Raw genomic sequence first — 26,188 nt, 5'->3', positions numbered from 1 at the left:
CTACGCTTGAAGCGGAGACCTGGCGTAAGTGGCCGACAGTACAGATTACCTAAAGGCCTATGCCGAGCGGTACCGGGACATGTTCCCGGTGCGGCTGGCCACCCTCGCCGCCATCTTTCTCCTGACTTTCTGGGTGCTGGGATGGGGATGGGCGGCGAATTTCGCGCTCTTCCAATTCGGCCTCTATGTCCCGCTCTGGCATGCGGTTCAAACCGCCCTCGCCCGACCTGACGCGCCCGGTGCGGCGCGCAGATTCCGACTGTCGGCTGAAATCATCACCCTCTGCCTGGCCGGCCACAACGCCCTGTTCATCCTCGCCGCATGGCAGGCCGAACCTGAGCATCTCGATTATCTTCGCCTGCTGTTGGCCGGCAATCTGATGGTCGGCGCCCATCAGGTGCACATCAGCCGCGCGAGCTTCGCCGCCGCCGTTCTGCCACCTTCCATCGCCGCCATGGTGATCGCCTCGTATCAGGTCGGTTCGGACCCCCGCCTTCTGGGCGCCGTGGCCCTGTTCGTCATGGGCGTCAGCGCAGCCGCCTGGCGTCAATGGCGCAGCGACCGCGAGACCATCGATCTTATGATCACCGTCACGGAACGCTCGCGCGAGCTCCGCGCCGCCCTGGCCGAGGCTGAGGTGAACCGCGCCGCCGCCGAACGGGCGAACAAGGCCAAATCCCGCTTCCTGGCGATGATCAGCCATGAGGTCCGTACGCCTCTGAACGTCATCCTGGGCCTGACCGAGGTGCTGCGCGGCCGTCCACGCCCTGCGGCGGAAGCCGCCGTCGTCACGGACATGGCGGACGCAGGCGGCATGCTGCTGAGGCTGCTGAACGGCGCCCTGGACATATCGAAGATCGAATCGGGCCAGGACGACCTCCAGCTCGCGCCCGTCGATCTCTCCGAACGGCTGGACGCCATCGCCCGCGTCTGGCGCTCGCGCGTCGAGGAACTGGGCCTGACGCTGGAGATCGAACGTCAGGGCGCGCCCGAGCATTTCGTCGTCATGACCGACGAGGCGCGGGTGGAACAGGTGCTGATCAACTATCTGTCCAACGCGCTGAAGCTGACGCCGAACGGAACGATCCGCATCCTGGCCCGCGCCCTCCCCGCCCCTGACGGGCGCGTCGACCTGGACTTCGAAGTCCACGACCAGGGGCCTGGCGTGCCGGCGGACCAGCGCGATCGCATCTTCCAACCCTTCGAACAGCTCCCAGCCGGGCGCGCGGCGGGCGGTTCGGGCCTGGGCCTGGCCCTGTGTCGCGCCAGTGTCGAGGCGCTGGGCGGCGCCTTGGGCGTCCGGTCGGCGCGCCCGCAAGGCGCCGTGTTCTGGTTCCGCTTCACCGCCGACCGGGCGACGCCGGCATCCATGCCTACTTCGCCGGCCGCACCTGCACCGGTCGCTTCAAGTCAGGCGCCACGGATCCTCGCCGCCGAAGACCATCCCGCCAATCGCAAGCTGCTGACGCTGCTGCTCGAACCGTTCGGCGTCGATCTGACCCTGGTCGAGAACGGACAGGAGGCGGTCGCCGCCGTGCGCGACCAGACCTTCGACCTGGTGCTGATGGACGTGATGATGCCCGTCATGGATGGCGTGGAGGCGCTGATCGCCATCCGTGCCGAACAGGCTGCATCCGGCCGCCCCCGCACGCCGATCCATATGCTGACGGCCAATGTCTTCGACGAGGATGTCGCGCGCTACAGCGCGGCCGGCGCCGACGGGGTGCTGAAGAAGCCCATTGAGATCGTCGCTCTTCAGAGCGTCATCCTGGGCGCCATGGCGGTGGACGCCTAGCGGCGCGCCCCTTCGCCGCCGCCGATGAAGGCGCCGGCGATCCAGCTGACAACGCCGGTGACGATGGCGGCGCCGATGCCGGCCCACAGGCCGTCAACCCGGAAGCCATCCAGGAAGATGGACGTCAGCCCGATCATGGCGGCGTTCACCACCAGCAGGAACAGGCCCAGGGTCACCACGGTGATCGGGAAGGTCAGAACCACCAGGATCGGCCGGACGAAGGCGTTGACCAGCCCCAGGATGATAGCCGCCGCGATCAGCGATCCCGTGCTGGTGAAGTCGACGCCCGGCACGAACCGGGCGGACAGCCACAGGCCCGCCATGGTGACCAGAGCCTGGATGATGAAACGGATCATGACGTGCCTCGTTGTGTTCAAGCGTGACCATAATGCATGGCGTGGGCGAAGGCTCCCCCTTCGCACCCGCCGCTGCTATTCCCGACCCAGACACCGCACGGAGACCGCACATGAGCCTGCACGGCGCCTATGACCCGAACAACATCTTCGCCAAGATCCTGCGCGGCGAAATCCCTTCGGTGACGGTGTGGGAGGACGACCACGTCCTGGCCTTCATGGACGTCTTTCCCCAGTCGGAAGGTCACGTCCTGATCATCGCCAAACAGTCTCAGGCCCGCAATCTACTGGAGGTCGAGCCGGAGATTCTGGCCCGCATGACCGCCGCCCTGCAACGAACGGCCAAGGCCGTCGAGAAGGCGCTGCAGCCCGAGGGTCTGGCGATCCTGCAGTTCAATGGCGACGCGGGCGGACAGACGGTGTTCCACCTGCACTTCCACATCGTGCCGCGCTGGGCCGACCGCGAGATGAAGGGGCATGGCCATGCGCCCATGGCCGACACGGCGACCTTGCGGGCGCTGGCCGACCGGATCGCGGCCGCGCTGAATTAGGTCACGCGCCGCTTTTCCAGCTTTCGCGCCAGGGTGCGGCGGTGCATGCCCAGGCGGCGCGCCGCCTCGGAAATGTTGAAGTCGGTTTCCACCAGCGTCTCGTGGATCCGCTCCCATTCCAGGGTCTTGATCGAGGTCGGGCGCGTGCCCAGCGGCGTCTCTGCGTCGCCGTCCGCCCGCCCGAACGCGGTCTCGATGTCGTCGGAACTGGCGGGCTTGGCCAGATAGTGGCGCGCGCCCAGCTTGATGGCCTCGACCGCCGTGGCGATGCTGGCGAAGCCTGTCAGGACGACGATGTTCATCTCGGGATCGAAGGCGTGCAGGGCCTCCACGCAGGTCAGGCCCGAATGACCGCCCAGCTTCAGGTCCACGACAGCATAGCCAGGGCGATGCGTCTTCAGCACCTCGGTCATCTGATCAGGGTTTGCGGCGGTGACGACGGCATAGCCGCGCCGTTCGAACGAGCGTCGCAGGGTGGTCGAGAAGGATTCGTCGTCCTCGACGATCAGCAGCAGTCTGGCCTCATCGGTCATGGAGCGATCTCGTCCTTGGGCGCCAGCGCCGACAGCGGCAACGTCAGCCGCACCTCTGCGCCGCCGGCCGGGGGATTGGAAGCCTCGACCCGACCGCCCAGCGACCGGATCACATTCATCAGCAGGAACAGCCCCAGGCCGGCCCCTGCGCGCGGCTTGGTCGAGTTGTAGGGCTTGCCCCAGGCCTGAAGGATGACATCCGGGAACCCCGGCCCGTCGTCCCGCACGGCGATGCCCAGCGTGTCGTCCGTCCGCGTCGTGGTGACGACGATGCGCCTGGCTCCCGCCTCGACGGCATTGTCGAACAGCACGCCCAGCACCTGACGCAGGGCCGGGTCGGCGATGATCGACGGGTTCTGAGCCAGTTCGTCGCGGATCTGAACGGCCACGCCGTCGCCGTTCCAGCTGGCGACGACATCGGCGACGAAGGCCCGCAGGGTGGTGCGCTCGGGCGCCTGTCCCCTCGCCTCGCCGGCCGACATCAGGATGCCGGTGACGATGGCCTTGCAGCGCTCGACCTCGGCCCGCATCACCGTCATGTCCTGAACCAGATCGGCGTCCTGGGTCAGGGCCGGCATCCGCTTCCAGTCGCTGAGGATCACCGACAGGGACGCCAGCGGCGTGCCCAGTTCGTGCGCGGCGCCCGACGCCAACAGGCCCATGCGGACGATGTGGTCGTGCTCGGCGTTCTGCTGTCGCATGGCGGCGACGGACGCGTCGCGCTCGCGCAGGTTCTGGCTGATCCGGGTGACGAACAGCACCAGCAGCACCGCCATCAGGACGAAACAGATCAGACTGCCCTGAAGATACAGGCTGAGCAGCGAATCCTCGCGCGCCGGCGGCAGGTTCAGCGGCTGGGAATGCAGGCCCAGCCCGGCGAAACACAGGCTGGTGATGGCGATCAGGGCCCAGGCATAGACGGGGGCCAGCAGCACGGCCCCCAGCACGACCTGCAGCAGATACAGCGCCACGAACGGATTGGCGGCGCCCCCCGTCAAGAACAGCAGCCAGGTCAGGGCCGCCACATCCGCCAGCAGGGCGATCATCAGGGCCTGATCCTCGACCTCCTCGCGACGCGCGGTCAGCGGCGCGCTGATCAGATTGACCAGAACCAGTCCCGCCGGCGCCGCCAGCAGCCACAGCACCGGCAGCGGGATCCGCATCACATATTGGACCAGCAGGATCGTCGCCATCTGCCCGGCGACCGCCAGCCAGCGCAGCTGGATCAGCAGCAGCATGTTGCGCCGGTTGGCCCCGCCGTGCGACGCCACCCCGCCTCTGAGCCCCAGCCCCAGCAGACGTTGCAGGGCCGTGGTCATGGCCGGTTGCGCCGGCCGTCACGCAGGAACAGCCACAGGCCGACCAGCGTCAGCAAGGCCATGCCGAACCAGGTCAGGGCGTAGATCAGATGGCTGTTGGCGAACCGGATCACCGTCAGCCCGCCTAACGGCCAGCCGCCCGGATTGGGCGTCGCGTCCGCATCGATGAAATAGGGCGCGACGTTCGTCAGGCCACGCCGCGCCGCGATCGCCGCCACGTCGCGCGACCGCCAGCGGTCCCCCACGGCGTCGTTGGCGCGCAGGAAGCCGCCCTTGGGCTCGGTAATCCTGAGCAGCCCCACGATGGTCTGCGGCCCCACGACCTGTCCATCGGCGCGAGCGGCCGGATCGCGCCGTCCGGTAGGCACGAAGCCGCGATTGACCAGAACGGTAAAGCCGCGCGCATCGACCAGCGGCGTCATGACCCAAAAGCCGCCGCCCGCATCGGTCACGGCCTGAACCAGGGTTTCCTTGTCGTGCAGGAAGGTCCCCTGCACGACGACGCGACGATACTGGTCGTCCTGTCGCGTGACACTCTGCCACTGCCCCGGTCCGGACGCGGGCACAGCCGGCGCATGGACGCGGGCGTCGACCTGGGCGATCAGGTCCGTTTTCCAGGCCAGTCGCTGAATCTGCCAGCCGCCCAAGGCCAGAAAGCCGACGAACAAGACCAGCCCCACGACCGATACGACGAGGCGGATCAGTGGTGAGCGCTTGGCCTTATCGGAGGCCGGGGCTGAAGACGTGTCGGTGATCTCGACCTCAGCTGCCCATGTTCGTCATGTCGTGGGTCATGGGCATCATGTTGGCGTTCAGGTGGTACATGACCCACAGCGAACCCGACAGGGCGATGACGACGACGATGATGGTGAAGATCAGCGCCAGCATGATCCAGCCGCCCTCGGACTTCGAGTTCATGTGCAGGAAGTAGATCATGTGGACCACGATCTGCACCACGGCGAAGCCCATGACGATCAGGGCCGTCGCCTGGGTCGGCAGGACACCGGTCATCACCAGGGCGAACGGGATCGCCGTCAGGATCACCGACAGCACGAAACCGATCATATAGCTCTTGAAGGAGCCGTGATTGTGCCCCTCGTGGCCCAGATGGTCCGCGTCGTGGGACTCGGGCGAGTGGTCGTTCTTGTCGGCGCTCATCGCAGCATGCCCAGCAGGTAGACGAAGGTGAAGACGCCGATCCAGATGACGTCCAGGAAGTGCCAGAACATCGACAGGCACATCAGGCGGCGTTTGTTGGCGGGGATCAGGCCCTTCATGCTGACCTGAACCATCAGCGTCACCAGCCAGATGATGCCGAAGGTGACGTGCAGGCCGTGGGTGCCCACCAGGGTGAAGAAGGCCGACAGGAAGGCGCTGCGTTGCGGCGTCGCGCCCTCATGGATCAGGTGCGCGAACTCGTAGAGTTCGATGCCCAGGAAGGCCAGGCCGAACAGGCCGGTGATCGCCAGCCAGATCAGGGTCTGACGCTGGTTGTTCCTGTCCATCGCCAGCATGGCGAACCCGTAGGTGATCGACGAAAACAGCAGCATGGCGGTGTTGATCGCCACCAGCTCCAGGTCGAACAGTTCCTTGGGGCCCGGCCCGGCGGCGTAGTTGCCGCCCAAGACACCGAACACGGCGAACAGCATCGCGAAGATGAGGCAGTCGCTCATCAGATAGAGCCAGAAGCCCAGCATGGTGCTGGAGCCTTCCTCGTGATGCGGCTCCTCTTCCAGATGGAAGACGGTGGGGTCGTCGAGCTTGATCGTGGTCGCGCTCATGGATCAGGCCTCCGTTCCGGCCAGGGCGCGCGTGCGCGCCTCTTCGGTCGCGCGCACCTCATCCGCAGGGATGTAGTAGTCGCGCTTGTAGTTGAAGGTGTGCCCGATCGAGACGGCCAGCACCCCGATGAAGCTGATCGCCGCCAGCCACCAGATGTACCAGATCAGCGCCAGACCCATCACCAGGCAAAGGCCCGAGATGATGACGCCCGTTCCGGTGTTCGACGGCATGTGGATCGCCTTGTAGCCGCTCAGCGGGCGCTGATAGTTCTTCTTCTTCATGTCCCACCAGGCGTCGGCGTCATGGATGACCGGCGTGGCGGCGAAGTTGTAGGCCGGCGGCGGCGAGGACGTCGCCCACTCCAGCGTGCGGCCGCCCCACGGATCGCCCGTGGTGTCGCGCAGCTTGTCGCGGTTGATGATCGACACGGCGAACTGGATGAACATGGCCGCGATGCCCAGGGCGATCACGCCCGCGCCGATGGCGGCGATCACGAACCAGATCTGCAGCGACGGATCGTCGAACACCCGCATCCGACGCGTCACGCCCATCAGGCCAAGCACGTACAGCGGCAGGAAGGCCAGCCAGAAGCCGGGCACCCAGCACCAGAAGCTGATCAGGCCCCACTTCTTGTCCAGCTTGAAGCCGAAGGCCTTGGGCCACCAGAAGTTGATGGCCGCGAACAGACCGAACAGGACGCCGCCGATGATGACATTGTGGAAGTGCGCCACCAGGAACAGCGAGTTGTGCAGCACGAAGTCGGCCGGCGGCACCGCCAGCAGCACGCCCGTCATCCCGCCGATCACGAATGTCAGCATGAAGGCGATCAGCCACATCATCGGCAGTTCGAAGCGAATCCGCCCGCGGTACATCGTGAACAGCCAGTTGAAGATCTTGGCCCCGGTCGGGATCGAGATGATCATCGTGGTGATGCCGAAGAAGCTGTTCACCGAGGCGCCCGAGCCCATGGTGAAGAAGTGGTGCAGCCAGACCAGGTAGGACAGGATCGTGATGACGACCGTGGCGTAGACCATCGACGTATAGCCGAACAGCTTCTTGCCCGAGAAGGTCGAGGCGATCTCCGAGAAGACGCCGAACAGCGGCAGGATCAGGATGTAGACCTCCGGGTGACCCCAGATCCAGATCAGGTTCACGTACATCATCGGGTTGCCGCCGAAGTCGTTCGTGAAGAAGTTGGTGCCGACATAACGGTCCAGCGTCAGCAGGGCCAGAACGGCGGTCAGGACCGGGAAGGACGCCACGATCAGCACGTTGGTGCACAGCGAGGTCCAGGTGAAGACAGGCATCTTCATCATGCCCATGCCGGGCGCGCGCATCTTCACGATGGTCGCGATCAGGTTGATGCCGGATAGGGTCGTCCCCACCCCCGCGATCTGCAGCGCCCATATGTAATAGTCGACCCCGACGCCGGGGCTGTAGCCGATGCCCGACAGCGGCGGATAGGCAAGCCAGCCGGTGCGCGCGAACTCGCCCACGAACAGCGAGGCCATGACGATGAGGGCGCCGGCCGTGGTCATCCAGAAGCTGAAGTTGTTCAGGAAGGGGAAGGACACGTCGCGCGCGCCGATCTGCAGCGGCACGACATAGTTCATGATGCCCGTCACCAGCGGCATGGCCACGAAGAAGATCATGATCACGCCGTGGGCGGTGAAGATCTGGTCGTAGTGGTGGGCGTTCAGATAGCCCTCGGACCCACCGAAGGCCATGGCCTGCTGGATGCGCATCATGATGGCGTCGGCGAAGCCGCGCACGAACATGATCAGCCCCAGGATCATGTACATGATCCCGATCTTCTTGTGGTCCACGGTGGTGAACCACTCCTTCCAGAGATAGCCCCACAGTTTGAAATAGGTCAGGGCGCCGAACAGGGTGAGGCCGCCCAGTATGACCACGGACATGGTCACGACCAGGATCGGCTCATGCAGAGGCAGGGCCTCCCACGTGAGGCGCCCGAAGATTAGCGGAATGAGTTGGTCAGCGTTCATCGACTGTGTTCGCTCAGGCGTTGGGGGCGGAACGGATGTCGGTCGGAACCGGCCCCGTAGCGAAGGGATTGCGGGCCAAGGTCATCAGCGAGGCCATCGGGGTCTGCTTGGGCGACAACCCCTGCCCGGTCAGACGCTCCAGGCTGGTCGGGCCGACGACGGTGTCCAGTTCGGCGCGACGCATGCGGTCGGCGGCGGCGGCCTCGGCCTGCAACGGCGTGCAGATGGTCATGACGTAGCTTTCGTTCGACCCGAAATAGGCCGGCGACTTACCGCGCCCGGCATATTTGTCGTAAACCAGCGGCATGGTGTTGCGCACCGAGGCCATGCTCAGGCCGCCTTGGCGGTCGATGGCCATCATCTCGCCCATGCACATCTTGCCCGGCTCGACGCACATGTTGAGGATGGCGTCCCACAGTGCGCCGTCGACGGCGCCGAAGTGCAGGACCGGCACCTTCTCGCTGGGCTTCTCCAGCTCCAGATACTGATCGCGATCCAGCGTCTGGCCGCCCTGGCGCACGCCCGACACCCACTGGTCGAAACCGGCTTGGTCCAGGCCGTGGAAGGCAAAGCGCATGTTGGAGAAGCCGTCGCCGGAATAGTTGGCCGAGAAGCCTTCGTATTCGCCCGGACGGTTGATCACGGCGTGCAGCTTCGTCTCCATGCCCGGCATGGCGTAGATCTGACCGGCCAAGGCGGGAATGTAGAAGCTGTTCATCACCGACGATGAGGTGATGTGGAAACGGATCGGACGATCGATCGGTGCCGCAAGTTCATTGACCGTGGCGATGCCGTACTGCGGGTAGATGAACATCCACTTCCAGTCGAGCGCGACGACATTGACCTGCAGCGGCTCGACGCTCTCGTCGACGGCCTGACCCGGCTTGATCCGGTCGATCGGACGATAGGGGTCCAGCAGGTGAGTGCCGGCCCAGGTCAGGGCGCCCAGGCAGATGATGATCATCAGCGGCGCGGCCCAGATGACCAGCTCCAGCGACGTGGAGTGATCCCAGTCGGGCTGATACTCGGCCTCTGCCTCCTTGTTCGACGCCCGGTACTTCCAGGCGAAGAAGACGATCAGCGCCATCACCGGCACGATGATGATCAACATCAGCAGCGTGGAGATCATCAGCAGGTCGCCCTGCTGGGCGGCGACGTCGCCGGCAGGGTTCAGCACGACCAGATTGCAGGCCGACAGCAGGGCCACGAGGGGCGCGAGCAGGAGTAGGCGCAGACGGCGCAAGGCGGATCCAATCGAAAAGCGTCGGGCGATGGGGAGGCGCCGCGACGGTTGGCGTTCGTAGGCTGCGGGATAGTCAGCTTCGTTCTGGAACGACATTGGACAATCTGTCCTATCCTCTTGAGACCGCTTTCATCGCAAAGGGCGCCCGGTCATAATGCGGCAATCGGCCGTACGCCTGATAATCCTGTCTCACACGGAGCGACCAAGCCCATGTCCGCCTCGACGACCCCCTCGTCAGAGTCGCTGGAACGCGACGCCGCCAAGATAAACTCGCACCATGGCAAGGTGGATGCGGGCGAAATCGCCATCGGCGTCATTATCGGCCGAACTTCCGAGTTTTTCGACTTCTTTGTTTACGCCATCGCCTCGGTGGTGGTTTTCCCGCAACTGATCTTCCCCTACGCGGGCGCGGTGGGCGGCACGCTGCTGTCGTTTGCGATCTTCGCCCTCGCCTTCCTGTTCCGCCCGCTGGGCACGGTCCTGTTCATCGCCATCGACCGCAAGTTCGGGCGTGGCGCCAAGCTGACGACCGCCCTGCTGCTGCTGGGCACCTCGACCGTGTCGGTCGCCTTCATCCCCAGCTATGAAAGCATCGGCATGTGGGCGCCGGTGCTGCTGGCCCTCACCCGCATCGGCCAGGGCGTCGCCCTGGGCGGCACCTGGGACGGCCTGGCCTCGCTGCTGGCGTTGAATGCGCCGGAGGGCAAGCGCGGCTGGTACGCCATGATCCCGCAACTCGGCGCGCCCATCGGCCTGCTGGTCGCCTCGGCCCTGTTCGCCTTCTTCCTGAACACCCTGTCGGCCCCCGACTTCCTGGACTGGGGCTGGCGCTATCCATTCTTCGTGGCCTTCGCCATCAACGTGGTCGCCCTGTTCGCCCGCCTGCGTATCGTGGTGACCCCGGCCTTCCAGAAGCTGTTCGAGACCCGCGAGCTTCAGCCCACCCCCGTGTCGCAGGCCCTGCGCGCCGAAGGCCCCAAGATCGCCATCGGCGCCTTCGCCCCCCTGGCCAGCTTCGCCATGTTCCACATGGTCACCGTCTTCCCCCTGTCGTGGGTCTTCCTGTTCACCAACGAGACGCCTGTGCGCTTCCTGATGATCGAGATGGTGGGCGCTGTGTTCGGCCTGATCGCCATCCTGGCGTCGGGTGTTCTGGCCGACCGTTACGGCCGCCGCACCCTGCTGGCGATCACCGCCGCCGGCATCGCCGCCTTCTCGGGCTTTGCGCCGCAGCTGCTGAACGGCGGGGCGGCGGGCGAGCTGACCTTCATGATCTCCGGCTTCATCCTGCTGGGCCTGTCGTTCGGCCAGGCCTCGGGTCCGGTGGCGTCCAGCTTCAGCCTGACCCATCGCTACACCTCCTCGGCCCTGACCTCGGACTTGGCCTGGCTGTTCGGCGCAGGCTTCGCCCCGCTGGCGGCCCTGTGGATCTCCAGCCAGTTCGGCCTGATCGCCGCCGGCGCCTATCTGCTGTCCGGCGCCATCTGCACCCTCGTGGCCCTGTGGCTGAACCGCGAACTGGCCCGCAGCTCCTCCGACAAGGAACGCGCCAAGGCGATCTGATCCGCCGGTTCACGACGCAAAGACACGGCCCGCAGTCGCCTGCGGGCCGTGTTTCGTTTGGGTCTATGGCGGGATCACACTTCCGTCAGGTCGCCCTGAGGCGACACGGCGAAGGTCTTCACCTTCTTCAGCTCGTAGGGTTTGGCCATGATGGTCGACACGGCCCACAGCTCGCCGACGACCTGATCGCGGGTGATGGTCAGCAGCACATAACCCTTGGACGTCTGGTCGCAGAACTTGACCTCGGGATTGGCCGCCGACAGCGCCACGCCCAGCGGCAGGCCGCCGACATGGTCGCCCGGCGACGGGCTTGAGATCGAGGACGTGCCGAACTCCACCGCCCGGCGCGCGCCTGCACTGTCATGCAGTTCGTTGACCCAGAAGGCGTGGCTGTCGCCCGCCAGGACGATGGGCGCGACGTCCGCCGCCGCAAAGGTCTCATACAGACGCTCGCGCCCGGCCGGATAACCGTCCCAGCTGTCCAGATTGAACGGCAGGCCCAGCTTGAACAGCTGGATCGCCGCCTCGATCTGCGGTCGGACATCGTCCTCCAGGCTCGCCAGCATCTGCTGGATCTGCTCCGGCGGCATCATGCGCGAGATGTCCGGTCCCTTGATCTTGGCCATCACCACCTGATTGCCGAGGATCTGCCACGGACGGCCCGCCGCCTTGGATCGGCTCAACGTCTCGCCGATCCACTGACGCTGGCGCTCGCCCAGCAGGTCGCGATCCGACGCCTGGCGCAGGGCCTCGAACGCCGCGACATCCGGCGCGCCCTCCGCCGTCTTGGGGATGTCGGCGAAGGTCATCTGCTCGCCCCGCGCCAGCAGCCGCGTCTCGACCATGACCAGGCTGGCCAAGTCGCCGAAGTCGAAGCTGCGGTTGATCGCTTCGTTCAGCGCGCCAGCCTTGGGCTCGCGGATCGGCATCCATTCGTAATAGGCCCGAAGCGCCGCCGCCTTGCGGGTCGCGAAGTCGCCCTCGGTTTCCGGCTGGTGGTTTTCGGCGCCCATCATCCAGGCGTCGTTGGCCACCTCGTGATCGTCCCACACGCAGATGAAGGGCGCGCGAGCATGGGCGGCCTGCAGGTCGGGATCGCTCTTGTACTGGGCGTGGCGCGTCCGATAGTCGGCTAGGCTGACGATCTCGTGCGGCGGCTGGGGAACACGGTCCAACGCTGCACCCGTCGCCATGCCATAGTCGGACGGCTCGGCCCCGTATTCATAGATGTAGTCGCCCAGGTGGACGACGGCGTCCAGCCGATCCAGCTTCGACAGGGCGTCATAGGCGTTGAACAGGCCGCCAGGATAAAGCTGGCACGACACCGCGGCCAAGGCCAGATCGGCCGTCGCGCCCTCAGGCAAGGTGCGCACCCGCCCGACGGGCGAGGTCACCCCATTGGCGACGAAGCGATAGAAATACTCAGCCCCCGGCTCCAGGCCCTGGCCATCCAGATCGTGCTTGACGGTGAAGTCCCGCTCGGCCCGCGCGCGCAGACCGGTCGAGCGGCGCACGATGTCGCCGAACCCGGCGTCATGTGCGACCTCCAGCACCACGGCGACCTCCCCGACCGACGGATCGGCCGGGGTGACGCGGGTCCAGAAGACGGCCGAACGCATGTCGGGATCGCCGCTGGCCACCCCGTGCAGGAAGGCGACCGATCCGGTGTTCGTCGCCTGCGCCACGGCGGGCGACGCCGCACCCGCGCCGAGGAGACCCAGAAGACTGCGGCGATCCATTTTCATCGTCAGATCCTCAGAGCTTCAGCTTGAACACGAGGCCGTACGACGCAGGCCGTCCAGCGATGAAGGTCGGCATGCCCAGGCCGTCGCCCGTATTGCCGGCGTCCTTGATGTATTCCTCGTCCAGGACGTTCTCGCCGAAGGCCTCGACGCCCCAGCCACCCGAGTCCGGGGTGTAGCGGACGCGCAGGTTCAGCAGGCCGTAGGCGTCCTGATACTCGTCCTGAACCTGGTCAGGCACGATGTTGCGGCTCTGCAGCGCCGGCAGGTCGTTGTCGTCGCTGAAGAAGACCTTGGACTGCCAGGTGTAGGTCGGCTGAACCGCGATCTCGCCGCCGCTGACCGGCAGGCGCCAGGTCGCGCTGATCGAGGCGGCGTTGTCCGGCGACAGGCGGAACTGGTTGCCGTCATAGATCCCGTTCTCGAACCGCGAGTGGTTGTAGGCATAGGTGGCGAACAGGTCGAAGTTCGACGTGACGGCGAAGTTGGCCTGGGTCTCGAAGCCATAAGACTTGGCCTCGCCGGCGTTGGTGACGATGAAGGTCGTGCCTTCCTGAACCGTCGTCTGGAAGTTCTGATAGTCGTACAGGAACACCGCGCCATCGACGCGCAGGCGACCGTCCAGCAGCGACGACTTGGCGCCGACCTCATAGCTGTCGACCGTCTCGGCATCCACGGCCGCGAACCGGGGCGATCCCTGCGGCGCCGACGGGGCCGAGGCGCTGATCACTTCCGGGCGGCGACCGCGCGCATAGTTGGCATAGACGTTCGTGTCGTCGCTCAGGGCGTAACGCACCGTCAGACGCCAGGTCACGCCGTCATCCTCGGAGTCGAAGTAGGCGAAGTCGCCGTTGTTGGCGGTCGGCTGGGCGATCAGGCCGAACAGTGGCAAACCGCTGGCTAGAGGCAGATTGGCCGCCCCCGGCGTGGCTAGGCCCTGCAGAAGCTGACCAATCTGCGTCTGAAGCGCACCGGCGCCGGCGAGGTCCCCGGCCTGAGCCAAGGCTGTGGCGCGCGCGCCCAAGGCCTGCACGGCCAGTAGGCCACCGAGCACAGAACGGCTCTGCACCGAACTGGCGAAGCCCGTCGTCTTGTCGTCACGCGTGTAGCGCACACCCGCCGACACTTCGAACCGGTCGGTGAAGGCGTATGTGGCGTCGGCGAAGACGTCATAGGACGTCAGTTCCGAGCTGTTGATCGGCGTCTCGATATGCGCCGACTTCAGATTGGCGGCGATAGGCCCAACAAAGGGAGCGGCGTTGGCTGGCAGCAGACCGCCCAAAGCAAGTTGAGCTATGCCGGCATACTCGGCCAGCGGCAGCGTCCGGTCGCCGACCGTCGTGGGCGAACCGTCCAGCAGGCCCGACAGCTGCGCCAGGATCAGGCGCTCGTCGAACTGCGTCGGGGTGCGCTGATAGCCCTTTTCATGGAACCAGCCTGCGCCGACGAAGCCGGTCAGGCGACCGCCGTTGTCGAAGCCCAGGCGCAGGTCCTGGCTCCACTGTTCGCCGTGCGTATCCTCGGCTGCGGTCAGCAGCGGCAGGGACACGCCGTCCGCGTCGAAGGTCTCGTAGTTGGTGAACTCGCGATAGGCCGTGGTCGCGTTCAAGCTCCAGGCAGCGTTCAGGTCGATACGCGCCAGACCCGTCACGCCCCAGACCTCGCGGTCCAGACCCAGCGCCTTGCCGCCGTCGAAGGCCGCGCCGCGTGTCAGGGCCGCGCCCTCCCACGGTTCCTTGCCGCCCAGCACGGCGCCCGTGTTCGGATCGGCCGGGGCATAGGCGATCGACTTGAACGACGTGCCCGAGGCGTTGTCCTTCTGATAGTTGCCGATCACGTCAAAGCGCATCGCGTCCGACGGCGTCCAGGCGCCCGACAGACGGAAAGCCCGCGTCTCGATCGCGTTGAAATCCTCGCCGCCCAGCAGGTTCTCGACCGAGCCGTCACGCGTCTTCAGGCGCGTGGCCAGGCGAAGGCCTGCGGTGTCGCCGACCGGCAGGTTCAGCGCGCCCTCGACCATGCGATAGCCCTCGTTGCCGGCCTCGATATTGGCATAGGCTTCGGTCATGCCGGGACGCGCGCGGTTTTGCACCAGATTGACCGCGCCGATCAGGGCGCCGCGCCCGTACAGGGTCGACTGCGGCCCCTTGGCGATCTCGACACGTTCAAGATCGAACAGCTCGACATAGGAGCCGCGCGACTTGGAGATCGACACCCCGTCCTGGAACACCGACACGCGGGCCTCTGACGTCGCAGCGCCGGAATCGGAGGTAATGCCGCGCATCACGAAACCCGGATTGTTCGGCGACTGGTTCTGAACCAGGAAGCCCGGCACGAAGGCCGACAGCTGTTCGAACTCCTGAATGCCCAGGTCTTCCAGGAACTGGCCCGAATAGGCCGTCAGGGCGAACGGCACGTCGATCGTCTTTTGCTCGCGCAGCTGCGCGGTGACGATGACGTCTTCGACGCTGCTGACCGGCGCCTGCTCCTGCGCCCATGCGGCCGATCCGGCCGTCATGGCGCCCGTCAGGGTCGCGGCCGCCAGCAGGCGCGTCTTCAATGTGGTCTTGGACATCTGATCCCCCAGATTCGACTAATCTGGGGAGGTGCCTACGCCGAGCCCATGTCGGGGCGACGACATCCCCGCATCGCCTTGACGACGAGGTCGAGACGATGCGGCGACGGTTGATCCGCCTACTGATCTAGAAGGTCGTCAGAAGGCGGTCTGGACGCGGACGGTGGCGGTGTTTCCGCTGTCGTCGCCGATGAAGGTCCCGGTGCGGTTATCGACCGACCATGCGCTCCAGTGGGCGGAGACGCGGGTGTTGTTCGTCGGGTACCAGTTGACGCCCAGCAACCAGGTGTCGCCTTCGCCGCCGGTCGGGTTGTCGCTGTAGTCTGCGGTGTCGTAGCGGCCGACGATCTCGACCGCGCCGTAGCCGTCGGTCCCCAGCGGGTTCAGCACCTTGGGTCGACCCCAGGTTCCGGTGCGGGGCGAGAGGGGCGGCTTTTCGCCCGTGATGAAGAAGCCGGCGGAGAGGCTGTAGGCGTCTTGATCGAAGTCACGGGCGGCGGTCTCGACGACGCGCTTGCCGCCTTCGGCCATCAGCCAGCCCGAACGATGCACGCCGCCCAGTTCCAGCCCCAGACCCTTGCTGCCTTTGGGATCGGCGTAGGTTCCGCCCGAAAGACGCAGATTATCATTGCCGCGCGACGAGACGACCAGGCTGCGCGAGGCGATCGACGCGTTCGGCGTCAAATCTTCGACGAAGCCCCAACCGCCGAGATGCAGGAAGCCGGCGTCGGTCTTGAACGGCGACCAGTGGGTGCGGCCCATCAGGGTGACGCTGTCATTGGTCGTACCGGTGCTGATGGCGTCGCCGGTCGCCGAGAGCGAGGCGTGCCAGACGCTGCCGGTCAGTTTGGAGGTCACGCCGACCCCATAGGCGCCGCGTTCCGGGCCGATGGTCGAGACCATCAGGCTGCGTTCCAGGAAGGGAACCACGTCTTCCGCCGTCCCGCCCTCGACGCCGCGGTCGTTCAGGCGCTGGCCGGCCGAGACCTCTAGGTCGCGGCCGCCGATCTTGGTGTTATAGGCGACGAAGGCGTTGGCGACGCTGACGGCGTTGTCGGCGATGTCGGCTTCGATCCAGTAGGTGAAGCCGCCGGCGATCTTGCCCTGGCCGCCAAGGCGCAGGCCGCGCAGCTCGGTCGTGGTCAGATTGCGACCATCGAAGTCCGAGCCGAATGTGGTCGACAGGTCGGCCGTGACGCGGATGCGCGGCTTGAAGGTGAAGCTGCCGTCAGGGCTGCGCAGTTCAGGCAGGCCCGTGGCCCAATCGACGGGCGCGGGAGCCGGCGCGGCCGTCGTGGCGGCGGTCTGGACCGGACGCGGCGCGACGGCGGCCGGGGATCCTGCGACGGCGAGGGCGGTCGGGACCGGAACCGCCGTCCGCGACTGGGCCTCAAGCTGTTCGAGGCGGGCGGACAGGGCCTGCACCTGAGCGCGCAGAGCGGCGATCTCGTCGGCGGACGGCGCCGACTGGGCGAAGGCGGAGGTGGCGAGCGCGGCAAGGCCGACACCCGCCGCGAGAGAGCGGTGAATGTGCATAGATCTACCTGAAATTCGCGATTGCGGGATTGGTCAGCGCTGCATGGCGTTGCGCGCCGAGGGCAGATGGCGCTCTGACGCCGCCTGCCCTCTTGAAGACGCCCTAGTCGGCGGTGATGAGCGTCTTGTCGCCGGGTCCGGCGGCCGGATCGGGCTGAGCCGCGATCGGACGGGGCGCGCCGTTCAGGGCGTCTCGCAGCGCGTCGCGGTCCAGGTCGCCTTCCCACCGGGCCACGACGATGGTGGCCACCGCATTGCCGATGAAGTTGGTCAGGGCGCGGCACTCGCTCATGAAGCGGTCGATGCCGAGGATCAGCGCCATGCCCGCGACCGGCACGGCCGGGACGACCGACAGGGTGGCGGCCAGGGTGATGAAGCCGGCGCCGGTGATGCCCGCCGCGCCTTTGGAGCTGAGCATGGCGACCAGCAGCAGCACGATCTGGTCCTGAAGGCTGAGGTCGATGTTCAGAGCCTGGGCGATGAACAGGGCCGCCATCGTCATATAGATGTTGGTGCCGTCCAGATTGAACGAATAACCCGTCGGCACGACCAGTCCGACCACGGACTTGGAGGCGCCAGCCCGCTCCATCTTCTGCAGCAGGCTGGGCAAGGCGGCCTCGGACGAGGAGGTGCCCAGCACCAGCAACAGCTCTTCCTTCAGATAGCGGATCAGCTTCAGGATGTTGAAGCCGTTGGCCCAGCCGACGAGGCCCAACACCCCGACCACGAAGATGGCGGCGGTCGCATAGAAGGTGGCGACAAGCGCGGCCAGGTTGGCGATCGAGCCGATGCCGTATTTGCCGATGGTGAAGGCGAAGGCCCCGAATGCGCCGATGGGTGCGGCCTTCATCAGGATGGCGACCAACTTGAAGAAGGCCGTGCTGATCGATTCCAGGAAGTTCAGGACAGGCTTGCCGACGTCGCCGATCATGGCCAAGGCCAAGCCGAACAGGACCGAGACGAACAGGACCTGCAGGATATTGCCTTCGGAGAAAGCGCTGACGAAGGTGTCGGGGATGATGCTGGTCAGGAAGCCGACGATGGTCGTCTCATGCGCCTGCTCGGAATATTTGGAGACCGCGCTCGCATCCAGGCTGGCTGGATCGATGTTCAGCCCGTTGCCCGGCTGGACCAGATTGGCCACGATCATGCCGATGATCAGTGCGAGCGTCGAGAAGGTCAGGAAGTAGGCGAAGGCCTTGGCGGCGACCCGGCCGACCCGGCCGATGTCGCGCATCCCCGCGATGCCGGTGACGATGGTGAGGAAGATCACCGGCGCGATGATCATCTTCACCAGCTTGATGAAGGCGTCGCCCAGCGGCTTCAGACTCTCGCCGAACGTGGGAAAGAAATGCCCGATGAGGCCGCCGGCGAAAATGGCGAGGAGAACCTGGAAGTAGAGATGCCGATAGAAGGGCTTCCGGACCACTGGCGCGGCCTCTGACGATATCTGGATCACGATAGGCTCCTGATGGGCGAGAACGCGATCTCGCGGTTTCCTCGATGGGCGCGGTCTTCGCCACGCTCCGTTCGACCCACAATCCGTGATTTCGGCCATAGGCAGAAACCGAGACCCGACCTTTAATAATCCATTGTTTTAACGAATTTTTTTTCTGACTTCGCCTTCGTAGCACCTGGTTTCGGTGCGGTTTTTCGCGCAAGGGACTAGCGAGTTAGTGCGATAATCCGCACAGTGGCGGGATGACGACATCCGCTTCTATCGATGCCTGCGCAAACCAGACCCGACGAACTTGGCTGGCCCTCGCTGTCGGGTGGATGCTGATCACCGCCGTCATCGCATTCGGCGCAGGCGAGGCCGCCCGCGGCGACGCCACTGCAGAACTGGCCCGCCAGGCCGATGCCGCGGCCGCGCTCCATGCCGCCGTCCTGCGCAGCGAGCTGGAAAAACATCGCTCCTTGCCTGTCGCCCTGGCCGGAGATCCCGACATCGCCGACCTGCTGGCGGCCGGGCCATATGCTGCAGGCGATGTCGTCAGCAAAAAACTGGAAGGTCTGGCGAGCCAGACACGCGCCGCCGCCATCTACGTCATCGGGGTCGATGGCCGAACGCAAGCCGCCAGCAACTGGCGTCTGCCCACGAGCTTCGTCGGCGCGGACTACAGCTTCAGGCCCTATTTCATCAACGCCATGCGCGATGGCCAGGCTGAGTTTTTCGCCCTGGGCACGGTTTCGCGTCGCCCCGGTCTTTATCTTGCGCGCCGTGTGGACGGACCTGACGCCCGCCCCTTGGGCGTGGTGGTCGTCAAGGTCGAGTTCAACGCGTTGGAGGCTGAATGGCGTGCGTCGGGCGAACCGGCCTTCGTCGTCGATCCCGGAGGCGTCGTCCTGATCACCAGCGTGCCGGACTGGCGATTTCGGACGACCAAGGCGCTGGATGCGCATCGCCGACGCCTGACGCTGACGGACCAGACGCTTCAGCCCCAGGCTCTCGGCCCCCTCCCCTTCAGCACTCCGTCAGGCGATCACCCGCGTCTGGTCCAGACGTCCGTCGATGGCCCCCGGCAAACCTGGATGCACGCCGCAGTCTCTACCGAGACCCCCGGCTGGACCCTGCATCTTCTGTCTCCGACGCGTGGCGCCATCGAGACTGCGGTCATGACCGCCCGCGCGTTTGCAGGGCTTGTGCTTGTCCTTTTAGGCGGCGTGATCGTGCTTCTTTTGCGCCGTCGCCAGCTGGCCTTGGTCCGCGGCCGCGCCGAGGAACTCGCCCGGTTGGAACTGGAACGGCGGATAGACGAAAGCACTCGTGAACTGCGCGACGCCAACGCCGCCCTGAACCGCCAGATCGAGGAGCGCCGCCGCGCCGAGACCGCTCGCGAATTGCTTCGCGACGAACTGGTCCAGGCCAGCAAGCTGGCCGCCCTGGGCCAGATCGTGGCCAGCGTGGCGCACGAGATCAACCAGCCGGTCGCGGCCATCCAGACCCAGGCCGAAACCGCCGGCGTCCTGCTGGACCGCGACGAGCCGCAAAAGGCGCGCGGCGCCCTGGCGCGTATAGGCGACCTGACCCAGCGCATCGGCGCCATCACCGAAGGCCTGCGGGTCTTCTCCAGAAAGTCGGACCCCAAGATCGGCGTGGTCCGGCTGGAAGAGGCCATTCACGGCGCCCTGCTGCTGATCAGAGGTCGGCTGGACGAGGGCGGCGTCGAACTGATCCGCGAAGGCGACGCCGACGTCACGGTGCGCGCCGATCAATTCCGGCTGGAACAGGTGATCGTCAACCTGGTCAAGAACGCCGCCGAGGCGCTGGAAGGCCGCGACCGGCCACGGCTGATGCTGAAGGTCATACGCGAGGGCGACCGTGTCCGCCTGATCGTTTCCGACAACGGCCCCGGCGTGCCGCCCGCCGTGCGCGCCCAGCTGTTCACCCCCTTCGTCACCACCCGCGCCAATGGCCTGGGCCTTGGCCTGGTCATCTGCCGCGACTTGGTCGCCGGTTTCGGCGGTGAGCTTGACCTGATCGACGAGGGCGAAGGCGCGACCTTCGTCGCCACGCTGAGGATCGCCTGATGGAGTTCGCTCGCCCCAACGCCGTCGCCCTGATCGAGGACGACGCCGACTTTCGCCAGGCCCTGGTTGAACGCCTGACGCTGGAAGGCTATGACGTGCGCGCCTTCGCCGGCGCCGAGCCGGCGCTGAGGGGGATCGACGCCGACTTCCCTGGCGTCGTCGTCACCGACCTGCGTATGCCCGGCCTGGACGGGCGCCAGTTGCTCAGTCGCCTGCAGGCGCTGGACCCCGGCCTGCCGGTCATCATGATCACCGGCCACGGCGACATCACCGACGCTGTGGCGGCCATGAAGGACGGCGCCTATGATTTCGTCGCCAAGCCCTTCCCGTTCGAACGCCTTCAGGACAGCCTGAACCGGGCGCTGGAGAAACGCGGCCTGGTGCTGGAGAACCGCCGCCTGCTGGCCATGACCTCGGATGGCGGCCAGGAGCTGCCGCTGGCCGGGTCGTCCCGCGCCATCACCGCCCTTCGCGCCACCATCGCCCAGATCGCCGACGCCAGAATGGACGTGCTGATCGAGGGCGAGACCGGAACCGGCAAGGAGGCGGTCGCCCGCGCCCTTCACAACGGCGGCCGACGCCGGCTGGCCGCCTTCGTCGCGGTCAACTGCGGCGCCCTGCCCGACGGATTGATCGAGAGCGAACTTTTCGGCCACGAACTTGGCGCCTTCGCCGGCGCCCTGCGTCGCCGCGTCGGCCATGTGGAGCGGGCGCATAACGGCTCTCTGTTCCTGGACGAGGTTGAGAGCATGCCTCTTGCCGTCCAGGTCAAGATGCTGCGGGTGCTGGAGGAACGCGAGGTGCACCCCATCGGCGCCAACGAACCCCGCGCCCTGGACCTGCGTATCCTGGCCTCGTCGAAGATCGACCTGGGCGAGGCGGCGCGCACCGGAGCCTTTCGCGAAGACCTGTATTACCGGCTGAACGTCGTGCGGCTGCGCGTGCCGCCGCTGCGCGAACGGCGCGAGGACATCCCCCTGCTGTTCGCCCACTTCCTGCGCCGCGCGGCCGATCGCCACGGGATCGAACCGCCAGCCGTCGGCGACAATGTTCGGCGTCTGCTGGTCGAGGCCGACTGGCCCGGGAACATCCGCGAACTGGCCCACTTTGCAGAACGCGTCGCCCTGTCGCTCGATGACGCGTCGCGTCCTCACGAGCAGGGCCTTAGCCTGCCGGAAAGGATGAACCGCTTCGAAGCGGAACTGCTGCGTGACGCCCTTAACGCCCATCGCGGCGACATCGGCGCCGTCCTCAATGAACTGCAGGTTCCCAGAAAGACCCTGTACGACAAGCTCCAGCGCCATGGATTGAAACCCGCCGCCTTCCGATGAAGCTGCGCTATCGCGGACGATCAGACGAAGTGTCGCGCCGCTGTGCAATCTCGCTTCCGGCCCAGCGGTCCCACATCTGGAAATAGAGACCGTAGTTGCCGTTGAAACGCTTGTGATGGGCGTCGTGGTGGGTGGCGGTGATGAACCAACTTAGCGGCGCGCGGTTCAGCCAGGACGCCGGCCAGACTTCGCGGCCGGCGTGGTTCAACACGGCCGTGGCGGTCATCAGGGTCAGCAGCGCCAGGGCCACGCCCCAATGGATCGGCACGAACAAGGCCAGGGCCGGCAGGAACCAGGCGGTGGCGACGGCCTCGGCCGGATCGAAGGCGAAGGAGGCGAAGGCGCTGGGGTCACGCGACCGATGATGCTCGGCATGGGCCCAGGGGAAGATGCGCGGATGATGCAGCCCCCGATGAACCCAATAGTAGAAGGCGTCGTGGGCCAGCATATAGACGACGAAGCTGACCGGCAGCCACCACAGCGGCCAGGCGTGAACATCGCCATAGATCGCCGTCCCGCCCCGCTTCCAGGCCTCCAGCACCAAAGCCGCCGGCAAGGCGTAGATCGGGCAGGAGATCAGGGAGGCGATGATTTCGGCGCGGATGCGTTTTCCGGTCGGCGCCTTGTGGTTCAGCTGGCGCCCCCGCCCCGGCCCGGCCCACAGCAACCAGTGTGTCGTGACGCCGACCAGCAGATAGCGCACGCCGATGATCAGGCTGAGCGCGAGGGTCGTGACGAGCAGGTCCATCAGCATGGGCGCACAGACGGCCAAACATATGTCCGGGTCAAGTCGTGGCGGGCGCCGTTCAAACCGCCTATGATGCGCTCATGTCTCTGCCGGTGATGATCCTGCTGTTCTTTGTGACCGTCTTCGGGATGGAGGTCTTCGCCTGGGCCATGCATCGCTACGTCATGCACGGCCTGCTGTGGGACTGGCACCGCAGCCACCACGAACCGCACGACGATGTCCTGGAAAAGAACGACCTGTTCGCCGTGGTGTTCGCGGCTCCGGCGATCATCTTGATCGCGCTGGGCCTGCACGTCTGGGCCTGGGCCTTGCCGATCGGCCTGGGCGTGACGGCCTATGGGATGATCTATTTCTATTTCCACGACGGCCTGGTGCATCGGCGATTCCCGACCGGCGTCGAAGGTCGGTCAGGCTTCTGGACCCGTCGCATCCAGGCCCACCGCCTGCACCACGCGGTGCGGACGAAAGACGGCTGCGTCTCGTTCGGCTTTCTGTGGGTGCGGTCGGCGCGGGCGCTGAAGGCCGAACTGACCCAGAAGCGCGGCTCTTCCAGCAGCGGCGTCTGAGCCGGCCGGTTTCCTGAGCATCTCATGACCGGGAAACACGGCGACGGCGGCTTGCATCCGACGCGGTCGTGATGCCGTATGCGATCACAACGGTTCGGATCGTCGTCGCAACGCGACGGTCAGACGACACCAGGAGACCTGTATGGCGATCGTCGGCGCGAGGCCCCAGCCGCCTGTGGCATGCGAACCTTGCGCGCCCGACGACCTGCGTCTGCGGGTCCAGTCACGCCTGGCCAAACTGGCGCCGTCGCCGGACAGCCTGCTGTCGCTGGCAGCGCGCGAGGCCTTGCTGGGACAGGGAAAACGGGTTCGGCCGGTGCTCGCCATGCTGGCGGCGGCCCATGTCGGCGGGCGTCCAGACGATGCGCTGGATTACGGCTGTGCGCTGGAGATGGTCCATGCGGCGTCGCTGGTGCTGGACGACCTGCCCTGTATGGACGACGCGGTCATGAGGCGGGGGCAGCCGACGCTGCATCGCCGCCACGGCGAAGATGCAGCCGTGCTCGCGGCGGTGGCCCTGCTCAACCAGTCCACCCGACTGATCCTGCAAAGCCGACTGCCGGCCGAAACGCGGGTGGCCACCCTGGACCTTTTGACGCAGGCCGTCGGTTTCGACGGTCTGGCCGAGGGGCAGATGCGCGACCTGCGCGACGACGCGCAAGAGCGGGACGCTGTTGCCCTGCGTCAGATCAACGACCTGAAGACAGGCGCCCTGTTCGTGGCGACGGTGCGCGGCGGCGGCCTGCTGGGCGGGGGCGACGCCGACGACCTGGCCCGGCTTTCGGCCTTCGGCGAGTCGGTGGGTTTCGCCTTCCAGCTCTATGACGATCTGCTGGACGCCTGTTCGACCACCAGCGCCGTCGGCAAGGATGTGGGCCAGGATCAGGACACGACCACCTTCGTCGATCTGTGGGGCGAAGGGCGCGTCCGCGCGGCGGTGCGTCAGTCCCTGTCCAGGGCGGCCGAGGCGGTCGGCCACGACAGCCCCCTGACCCTCTATGTCCGCGATCTCTTCCAGCAGGCCGATCTTGGGATCTAGCGTCGCGCCGGCGCTGGTCCTGGACGGAATAGAGGCCGGCTATGACGGCCGGCCGGTGCTGCGGGATTTCAGCCTGACCCTGAATGCGGGCGAGGTATACGCCCTGCTGGGCGCGAACGGCGCGGGCAAGTCCACGGTGGCGCGCGTCGCCTGCGGCCTTCTGCCCGTGCGCCGGGGCCGTGTGGCGGTGGGCGATGGAACCCAGACACGCGCCCGCATCGGCCTGGCGCCTCAGGACAGCGCCCTGTTTCCCGCCCTGTCGCCGCGCGAGAACGTCGAGGTGACGGCGCGGCTTTGCGGGGTCGCGCGCGACGCCCGCCGCGCGGCGGTGGACCGCGCCCTCGATCTGACCGGCTGCGGTCCGCGCGCGGATCAGCCGGTGCGCACCCTGTCCGGCGGCTGGCGACGGCGCGCGAACCTGAGCGCCGCCCTGGTCGGACAGCCCCGATTGTTGATCGCTGACGAGCCGACGGAAGGGGTGGACGCCGGTACGCGCGGCGTCCTGTCCGCCGCCCTGCGCGAGACGGTCAAGGCGGGCGCAGGCTGCCTGTTGATCAGCCACGACGCGGTCTTTGTGTCCGACACGGCGGACCGGATCGGCGTGCTGGCGCAGGGTCGGCTGTTGGCGGAAGGGCCGCCGAACGCCCTGTTGCACCAAGCCTTCGGCGCGGCGCGACTGCTCAGCATTCGTCTGACACGACCGGCCTCGGACGCCGCCGCACAATGGTTCGCCCAGGCTGGATTGACCCAAGGCCAAGACAGGCTGGAATGGCGTCGCCTCTGCGACGATGCGCTCGCCGTCGCCCAGATGCTGGCCGCCGTGGTCGATGGCGAGGGGGGCGAGGTCGCGGTTCGCCGGCCCGGGCTGGACGATCTGGTCGCGCATCTGTCGGGGGCGTCGTCATGATGGCCGTGGCGGGCGCCTGGGCCAGGGGTTTCTGGCGCGACCGGGCCGGGGTGGTGCTGACGCTGCTGCTGCCGCCGCTCGTCTATCTGCTGTTCGCGGCCATCTTCGGCGCGGGCGCGCGGGGCGAGATCGACACGGCCGTGGTGATGCACGATGCGGCGCGCACCCCGGCGACGGCGGCGATGCAAGACGCCCTGACGCGCGACATGGGCGCCCGGCTGCGCACGGTCGAGGACGCGGGTGAGCTGGAGCGCGCCGTGATCGACGGTCGCGCGGACGCCGGCATACTGATCCGACCCTCGGCCGGACGCCCGCCCCAGGTCGTCGTGGTGTCCGCCGCCGGTCGCGACGTGGCGGCAGCCGCGATTCAGGCGCGGCTGGAGCCGATGGCGGCGGCATTGGCGGGCCAGGTCGCGCCGCCCACCGCGCGCGTCGCGACGGTGCAGGTCGGGCCGACCGGCGATGTCCAGGCCACCTATTACGCCGGGGCGGTCGGCGTCATGTTCGTCTTCTTCGCCGCCATGCATGGGGCGATGGGCGGACTGGACGAGCGCCGTTCTGGGCTTCAGGCGCGACTGGCGCTGGCGAGGGGCGGCCTGGCGCCGATCCTGGCCGGGCGGGCGGCGTGGCTGACGGTCGTGGGAGTGATGCAGTCGGCCGCCGTCTTCGTCGCGGCCTGGGCGAAACTGCCTGATCTTGCGCCATGGCAGGCGGCGGCGGCGGCCGTGACGGCGGTGCTGGTCGGGTTTTCGGCGGCGGGTCTGGCCCTGGCGCTGACGGCGGCCTGTCGATCGCGCGAACAGGCCCAGCCCCTGACCACCTTCGTCGTTCTGCTGCTGGCGGCGCTGGGAGGGTCGATGGCGCCGCGCTTCCTGATGCCCGAGGCCTTCCGCGCCCTGGGCTGGATCACGCCGCACGCCTGGGCCATCGAGGCCTATCAGGCCGTGATCTGGCGGGCCGAGTTCACGACGGCCGTCGTCGCCGGCTGGGCAGTTCTGGCCGCCCTCGGCGCGGCGGGCCTGGGGGTATCCCTGGTTCTGGAACGGCGGCGCGCGGCGCGCTGAACCC

General features: G+C 66.8%; 22 protein-coding genes. 9 read left to right on the top strand and 13 right to left on the bottom strand.

Annotated features, from left to right (window positions below):
• The first annotated feature begins 28 nt into the window (after positions 1–28).
• Positions 29–1,795 carry a response regulator gene (locus ACK4MH_RS04230; protein WP_409715211.1) on the top strand — a complete coding sequence of 589 codons (1,767 nt, stop codon included), beginning with the start codon at positions 29–31 and terminating at the stop codon, positions 1,793–1,795.
• On the opposite strand, the gene ACK4MH_RS04225 is transcribed toward ACK4MH_RS04230, so the two are convergent.
• Complete coding sequence (locus tag ACK4MH_RS04225; RefSeq protein ID WP_409715208.1) at positions 1,792–2,151, bottom strand: phage holin family protein; 360 nt, start codon at positions 2,149–2,151, stop codon at positions 1,792–1,794. The two genes, ACK4MH_RS04230 and ACK4MH_RS04225, sit on opposite strands and share 4 nt — an antisense overlap.
• Positions 2,152–2,261: 110 nt before the next feature.
• Between ACK4MH_RS04225 and ACK4MH_RS04220 the strand changes: the two genes are divergently transcribed.
• Entirely contained in the window at positions 2,262–2,699 is a 438-nt protein-coding gene (locus ACK4MH_RS04220) for an HIT family protein (RefSeq protein ID WP_409715205.1), read from the top strand.
• Here ACK4MH_RS04220 and ACK4MH_RS04215 read toward each other — a convergent pair.
• From ACK4MH_RS04215 to cyoA, 7 genes are all read right to left on the bottom strand, one after another.
• Positions 2,696–3,232 carry a response regulator transcription factor gene (locus ACK4MH_RS04215; RefSeq protein ID WP_409715202.1) on the bottom strand — a complete coding sequence of 179 codons (537 nt, stop codon included), beginning with the start codon at positions 3,230–3,232 and terminating at the stop codon, positions 2,696–2,698. The genes ACK4MH_RS04220 and ACK4MH_RS04215 overlap by 4 nt on opposite strands.
• Entirely contained in the window at positions 3,229–4,551 is a 1,323-nt protein-coding gene (locus ACK4MH_RS04210; protein ID WP_409715199.1) for an ATP-binding protein, read from the bottom strand. The genes ACK4MH_RS04215 and ACK4MH_RS04210 overlap by 4 nt, the downstream gene beginning before the upstream one ends.
• A complete protein-coding gene (locus ACK4MH_RS04205; RefSeq protein ID WP_409715196.1) occupies positions 4,548–5,231 on the bottom strand; it encodes an SURF1 family protein in 684 nt (227 codons plus the stop codon). The genes ACK4MH_RS04210 and ACK4MH_RS04205 overlap by 4 nt, the downstream gene beginning before the upstream one ends.
• Before the next feature lie 82 nt (positions 5,232–5,313).
• On the bottom strand, positions 5,314–5,709 hold the full coding sequence (gene cyoD, locus ACK4MH_RS04200; RefSeq protein ID WP_409715193.1) for a cytochrome o ubiquinol oxidase subunit IV: 396 nt from the start codon (positions 5,707–5,709) through the stop codon (positions 5,314–5,316).
• Complete coding sequence (gene cyoC / locus ACK4MH_RS04195) at positions 5,706–6,332, bottom strand: cytochrome o ubiquinol oxidase subunit III (protein ID WP_409715190.1); 627 nt, start codon at positions 6,330–6,332, stop codon at positions 5,706–5,708. Before cyoC ends, cyoD begins: the two co-directional genes overlap by 4 nt.
• Before the next feature lie 3 nt (positions 6,333–6,335).
• Positions 6,336–8,339 (bottom strand): cytochrome o ubiquinol oxidase subunit I, encoded by a 2,004-nt coding sequence (cyoB, locus tag ACK4MH_RS04190; protein WP_409715187.1) that lies wholly within the window; start codon positions 8,337–8,339, stop codon positions 6,336–6,338.
• A gap of 13 nt (positions 8,340–8,352) precedes the next feature.
• Positions 8,353–9,582 carry a ubiquinol oxidase subunit II gene (gene cyoA, locus ACK4MH_RS04185; RefSeq protein WP_409715184.1) on the bottom strand — a complete coding sequence of 410 codons (1,230 nt, stop codon included), beginning with the start codon at positions 9,580–9,582 and terminating at the stop codon, positions 8,353–8,355.
• Between the two features lie 210 nt (positions 9,583–9,792).
• Here cyoA and ACK4MH_RS04180 point away from each other — a divergent pair, with 210 nt between their 5' ends.
• Positions 9,793–11,145: an MFS transporter gene (locus ACK4MH_RS04180; RefSeq protein ID WP_409715182.1), complete on the top strand. Its 1,353-nt coding sequence runs from the start codon at positions 9,793–9,795 to the stop codon at positions 11,143–11,145.
• A gap of 74 nt (positions 11,146–11,219) precedes the next feature.
• On the opposite strand, the gene ACK4MH_RS04175 is transcribed toward ACK4MH_RS04180, so the two are convergent.
• From ACK4MH_RS04175 to ACK4MH_RS04160, 4 genes are all read right to left on the bottom strand, one after another.
• The gene (locus tag ACK4MH_RS04175; RefSeq protein WP_409715179.1) at positions 11,220–12,890 is read right to left on the bottom strand and encodes an alkaline phosphatase D family protein; all 1,671 of its coding nucleotides are present in this window, start codon (positions 12,888–12,890) and stop codon (positions 11,220–11,222) included.
• A 10-nt stretch (positions 12,891–12,900) separates the two neighbouring features.
• Complete coding sequence (locus ACK4MH_RS04170) at positions 12,901–15,462, bottom strand: TonB-dependent receptor (RefSeq protein WP_409715176.1); 2,562 nt, start codon at positions 15,460–15,462, stop codon at positions 12,901–12,903.
• 138 nt (positions 15,463–15,600) lie between these two features.
• A complete protein-coding gene (locus tag ACK4MH_RS04165; RefSeq protein WP_409715173.1) occupies positions 15,601–16,998 on the bottom strand; it encodes an OprO/OprP family phosphate-selective porin in 1,398 nt (465 codons plus the stop codon).
• A gap of 103 nt (positions 16,999–17,101) precedes the next feature.
• A complete protein-coding gene (locus ACK4MH_RS04160) occupies positions 17,102–18,454 on the bottom strand; it encodes a dicarboxylate/amino acid:cation symporter (protein ID WP_409715386.1) in 1,353 nt (450 codons plus the stop codon).
• 320 nt (positions 18,455–18,774) lie between these two features.
• Here ACK4MH_RS04160 and ACK4MH_RS04155 point away from each other — a divergent pair, with 320 nt between their 5' ends.
• Positions 18,775–20,529 carry an ATP-binding protein gene (locus ACK4MH_RS04155; RefSeq protein WP_409715170.1) on the top strand — a complete coding sequence of 585 codons (1,755 nt, stop codon included), beginning with the start codon at positions 18,775–18,777 and terminating at the stop codon, positions 20,527–20,529.
• Positions 20,529–21,860, top strand: coding sequence for a sigma-54-dependent transcriptional regulator (locus ACK4MH_RS04150; protein ID WP_409715167.1), 1,332 nt, complete (start codon positions 20,529–20,531; stop codon positions 21,858–21,860). The genes ACK4MH_RS04155 and ACK4MH_RS04150 overlap by 1 nt, the downstream gene beginning before the upstream one ends.
• A 7-nt stretch (positions 21,861–21,867) precedes the next feature.
• On the opposite strand, the gene ACK4MH_RS04145 is transcribed toward ACK4MH_RS04150, so the two are convergent.
• Positions 21,868–22,608 carry a sterol desaturase family protein gene (locus tag ACK4MH_RS04145; protein WP_409715164.1) on the bottom strand — a complete coding sequence of 247 codons (741 nt, stop codon included), beginning with the start codon at positions 22,606–22,608 and terminating at the stop codon, positions 21,868–21,870.
• Positions 22,609–22,688: 80 nt separating this feature from the next.
• Between ACK4MH_RS04145 and ACK4MH_RS04140 the strand changes: the two genes are divergently transcribed.
• The 4 genes from ACK4MH_RS04140 to ACK4MH_RS04125 all read left to right on the top strand — a co-directional run bounded on the left by ACK4MH_RS04140 (position 22,689) and on the right by ACK4MH_RS04125 (position 26,184).
• Positions 22,689–23,174, top strand: coding sequence for a sterol desaturase family protein (locus tag ACK4MH_RS04140; RefSeq protein WP_409715161.1), 486 nt, complete (start codon positions 22,689–22,691; stop codon positions 23,172–23,174).
• Between the two features lie 142 nt (positions 23,175–23,316).
• Positions 23,317–24,213 carry a polyprenyl synthetase family protein gene (locus ACK4MH_RS04135; RefSeq protein ID WP_409715158.1) on the top strand — a complete coding sequence of 299 codons (897 nt, stop codon included), beginning with the start codon at positions 23,317–23,319 and terminating at the stop codon, positions 24,211–24,213.
• Positions 24,203–25,120, top strand: coding sequence for an ABC transporter ATP-binding protein (locus ACK4MH_RS04130; RefSeq protein WP_409715155.1), 918 nt, complete (start codon positions 24,203–24,205; stop codon positions 25,118–25,120). The genes ACK4MH_RS04135 and ACK4MH_RS04130 overlap by 11 nt, the downstream gene beginning before the upstream one ends.
• Positions 25,117–26,184: an ABC transporter permease gene (locus ACK4MH_RS04125; protein ID WP_409715152.1), complete on the top strand. Its 1,068-nt coding sequence runs from the start codon at positions 25,117–25,119 to the stop codon at positions 26,182–26,184. The genes ACK4MH_RS04130 and ACK4MH_RS04125 overlap by 4 nt, the downstream gene beginning before the upstream one ends.
• The last annotated feature ends 4 nt before the right edge of the window (positions 26,185–26,188 follow it).

This window comes from Brevundimonas sp. (assembly GCF_046295075.1).
In the GTDB taxonomy this organism is placed as follows: domain Bacteria; phylum Pseudomonadota; class Alphaproteobacteria; order Caulobacterales; family Caulobacteraceae; genus Brevundimonas.
The sequence above is the reverse complement of the archived record's forward strand: the minus strand, read 5'-3'. Positions and strand labels throughout refer to the sequence as shown.

What these genes read in the sequence shown, in the direction of transcription:
- ACK4MH_RS04225 (WP_409715208.1), bottom strand. Translation starts at nt 2,151, where the DNA reads ATGATCCGTTTCATCATCCAGGCTCTGGTCACCATGGCGGGCCTGTGG.
- ACK4MH_RS04220 (WP_409715205.1), top strand. Translation starts at nt 2,262, where the DNA reads ATGAGCCTGCACGGCGCCTATGACCCGAACAACATCTTCGCCAAGATC.
- ACK4MH_RS04215 (WP_409715202.1), bottom strand. Translation starts at nt 3,232, where the DNA reads ATGACCGATGAGGCCAGACTGCTGCTGATCGTCGAGGACGACGAATCC.
- ACK4MH_RS04210 (WP_409715199.1), bottom strand. Translation starts at nt 4,551, where the DNA reads ATGACCACGGCCCTGCAACGTCTGCTGGGGCTGGGGCTCAGAGGCGGG.
- cyoD (WP_409715193.1), bottom strand. Translation starts at nt 5,709, where the DNA reads ATGAGCGCCGACAAGAACGACCACTCGCCCGAGTCCCACGACGCGGAC.
- cyoC (WP_409715190.1), bottom strand. Translation starts at nt 6,332, where the DNA reads ATGAGCGCGACCACGATCAAGCTCGACGACCCCACCGTCTTCCATCTG.
- cyoB (WP_409715187.1), bottom strand. Translation starts at nt 8,339, where the DNA reads ATGAACGCTGACCAACTCATTCCGCTAATCTTCGGGCGCCTCACGTGG.
- ACK4MH_RS04180 (WP_409715182.1), top strand. Translation starts at nt 9,793, where the DNA reads ATGTCCGCCTCGACGACCCCCTCGTCAGAGTCGCTGGAACGCGACGCC.
- ACK4MH_RS04175 (WP_409715179.1), bottom strand. Translation starts at nt 12,890, where the DNA reads ATGAAAATGGATCGCCGCAGTCTTCTGGGTCTCCTCGGCGCGGGTGCG.
- ACK4MH_RS04170 (WP_409715176.1), bottom strand. Translation starts at nt 15,462, where the DNA reads ATGTCCAAGACCACATTGAAGACGCGCCTGCTGGCGGCCGCGACCCTG.
- ACK4MH_RS04165 (WP_409715173.1), bottom strand. Translation starts at nt 16,998, where the DNA reads ATGCACATTCACCGCTCTCTCGCGGCGGGTGTCGGCCTTGCCGCGCTC.
- ACK4MH_RS04155 (WP_409715170.1), top strand. Translation starts at nt 18,775, where the DNA reads ATGCTGATCACCGCCGTCATCGCATTCGGCGCAGGCGAGGCCGCCCGC.
- ACK4MH_RS04150 (WP_409715167.1), top strand. Translation starts at nt 20,529, where the DNA reads ATGGAGTTCGCTCGCCCCAACGCCGTCGCCCTGATCGAGGACGACGCC.
- ACK4MH_RS04145 (WP_409715164.1), bottom strand. Translation starts at nt 22,608, where the DNA reads ATGGACCTGCTCGTCACGACCCTCGCGCTCAGCCTGATCATCGGCGTG.
- ACK4MH_RS04140 (WP_409715161.1), top strand. Translation starts at nt 22,689, where the DNA reads ATGTCTCTGCCGGTGATGATCCTGCTGTTCTTTGTGACCGTCTTCGGG.
- ACK4MH_RS04135 (WP_409715158.1), top strand. Translation starts at nt 23,317, where the DNA reads ATGGCGATCGTCGGCGCGAGGCCCCAGCCGCCTGTGGCATGCGAACCT.
- ACK4MH_RS04125 (WP_409715152.1), top strand. Translation starts at nt 25,117, where the DNA reads ATGATGGCCGTGGCGGGCGCCTGGGCCAGGGGTTTCTGGCGCGACCGG.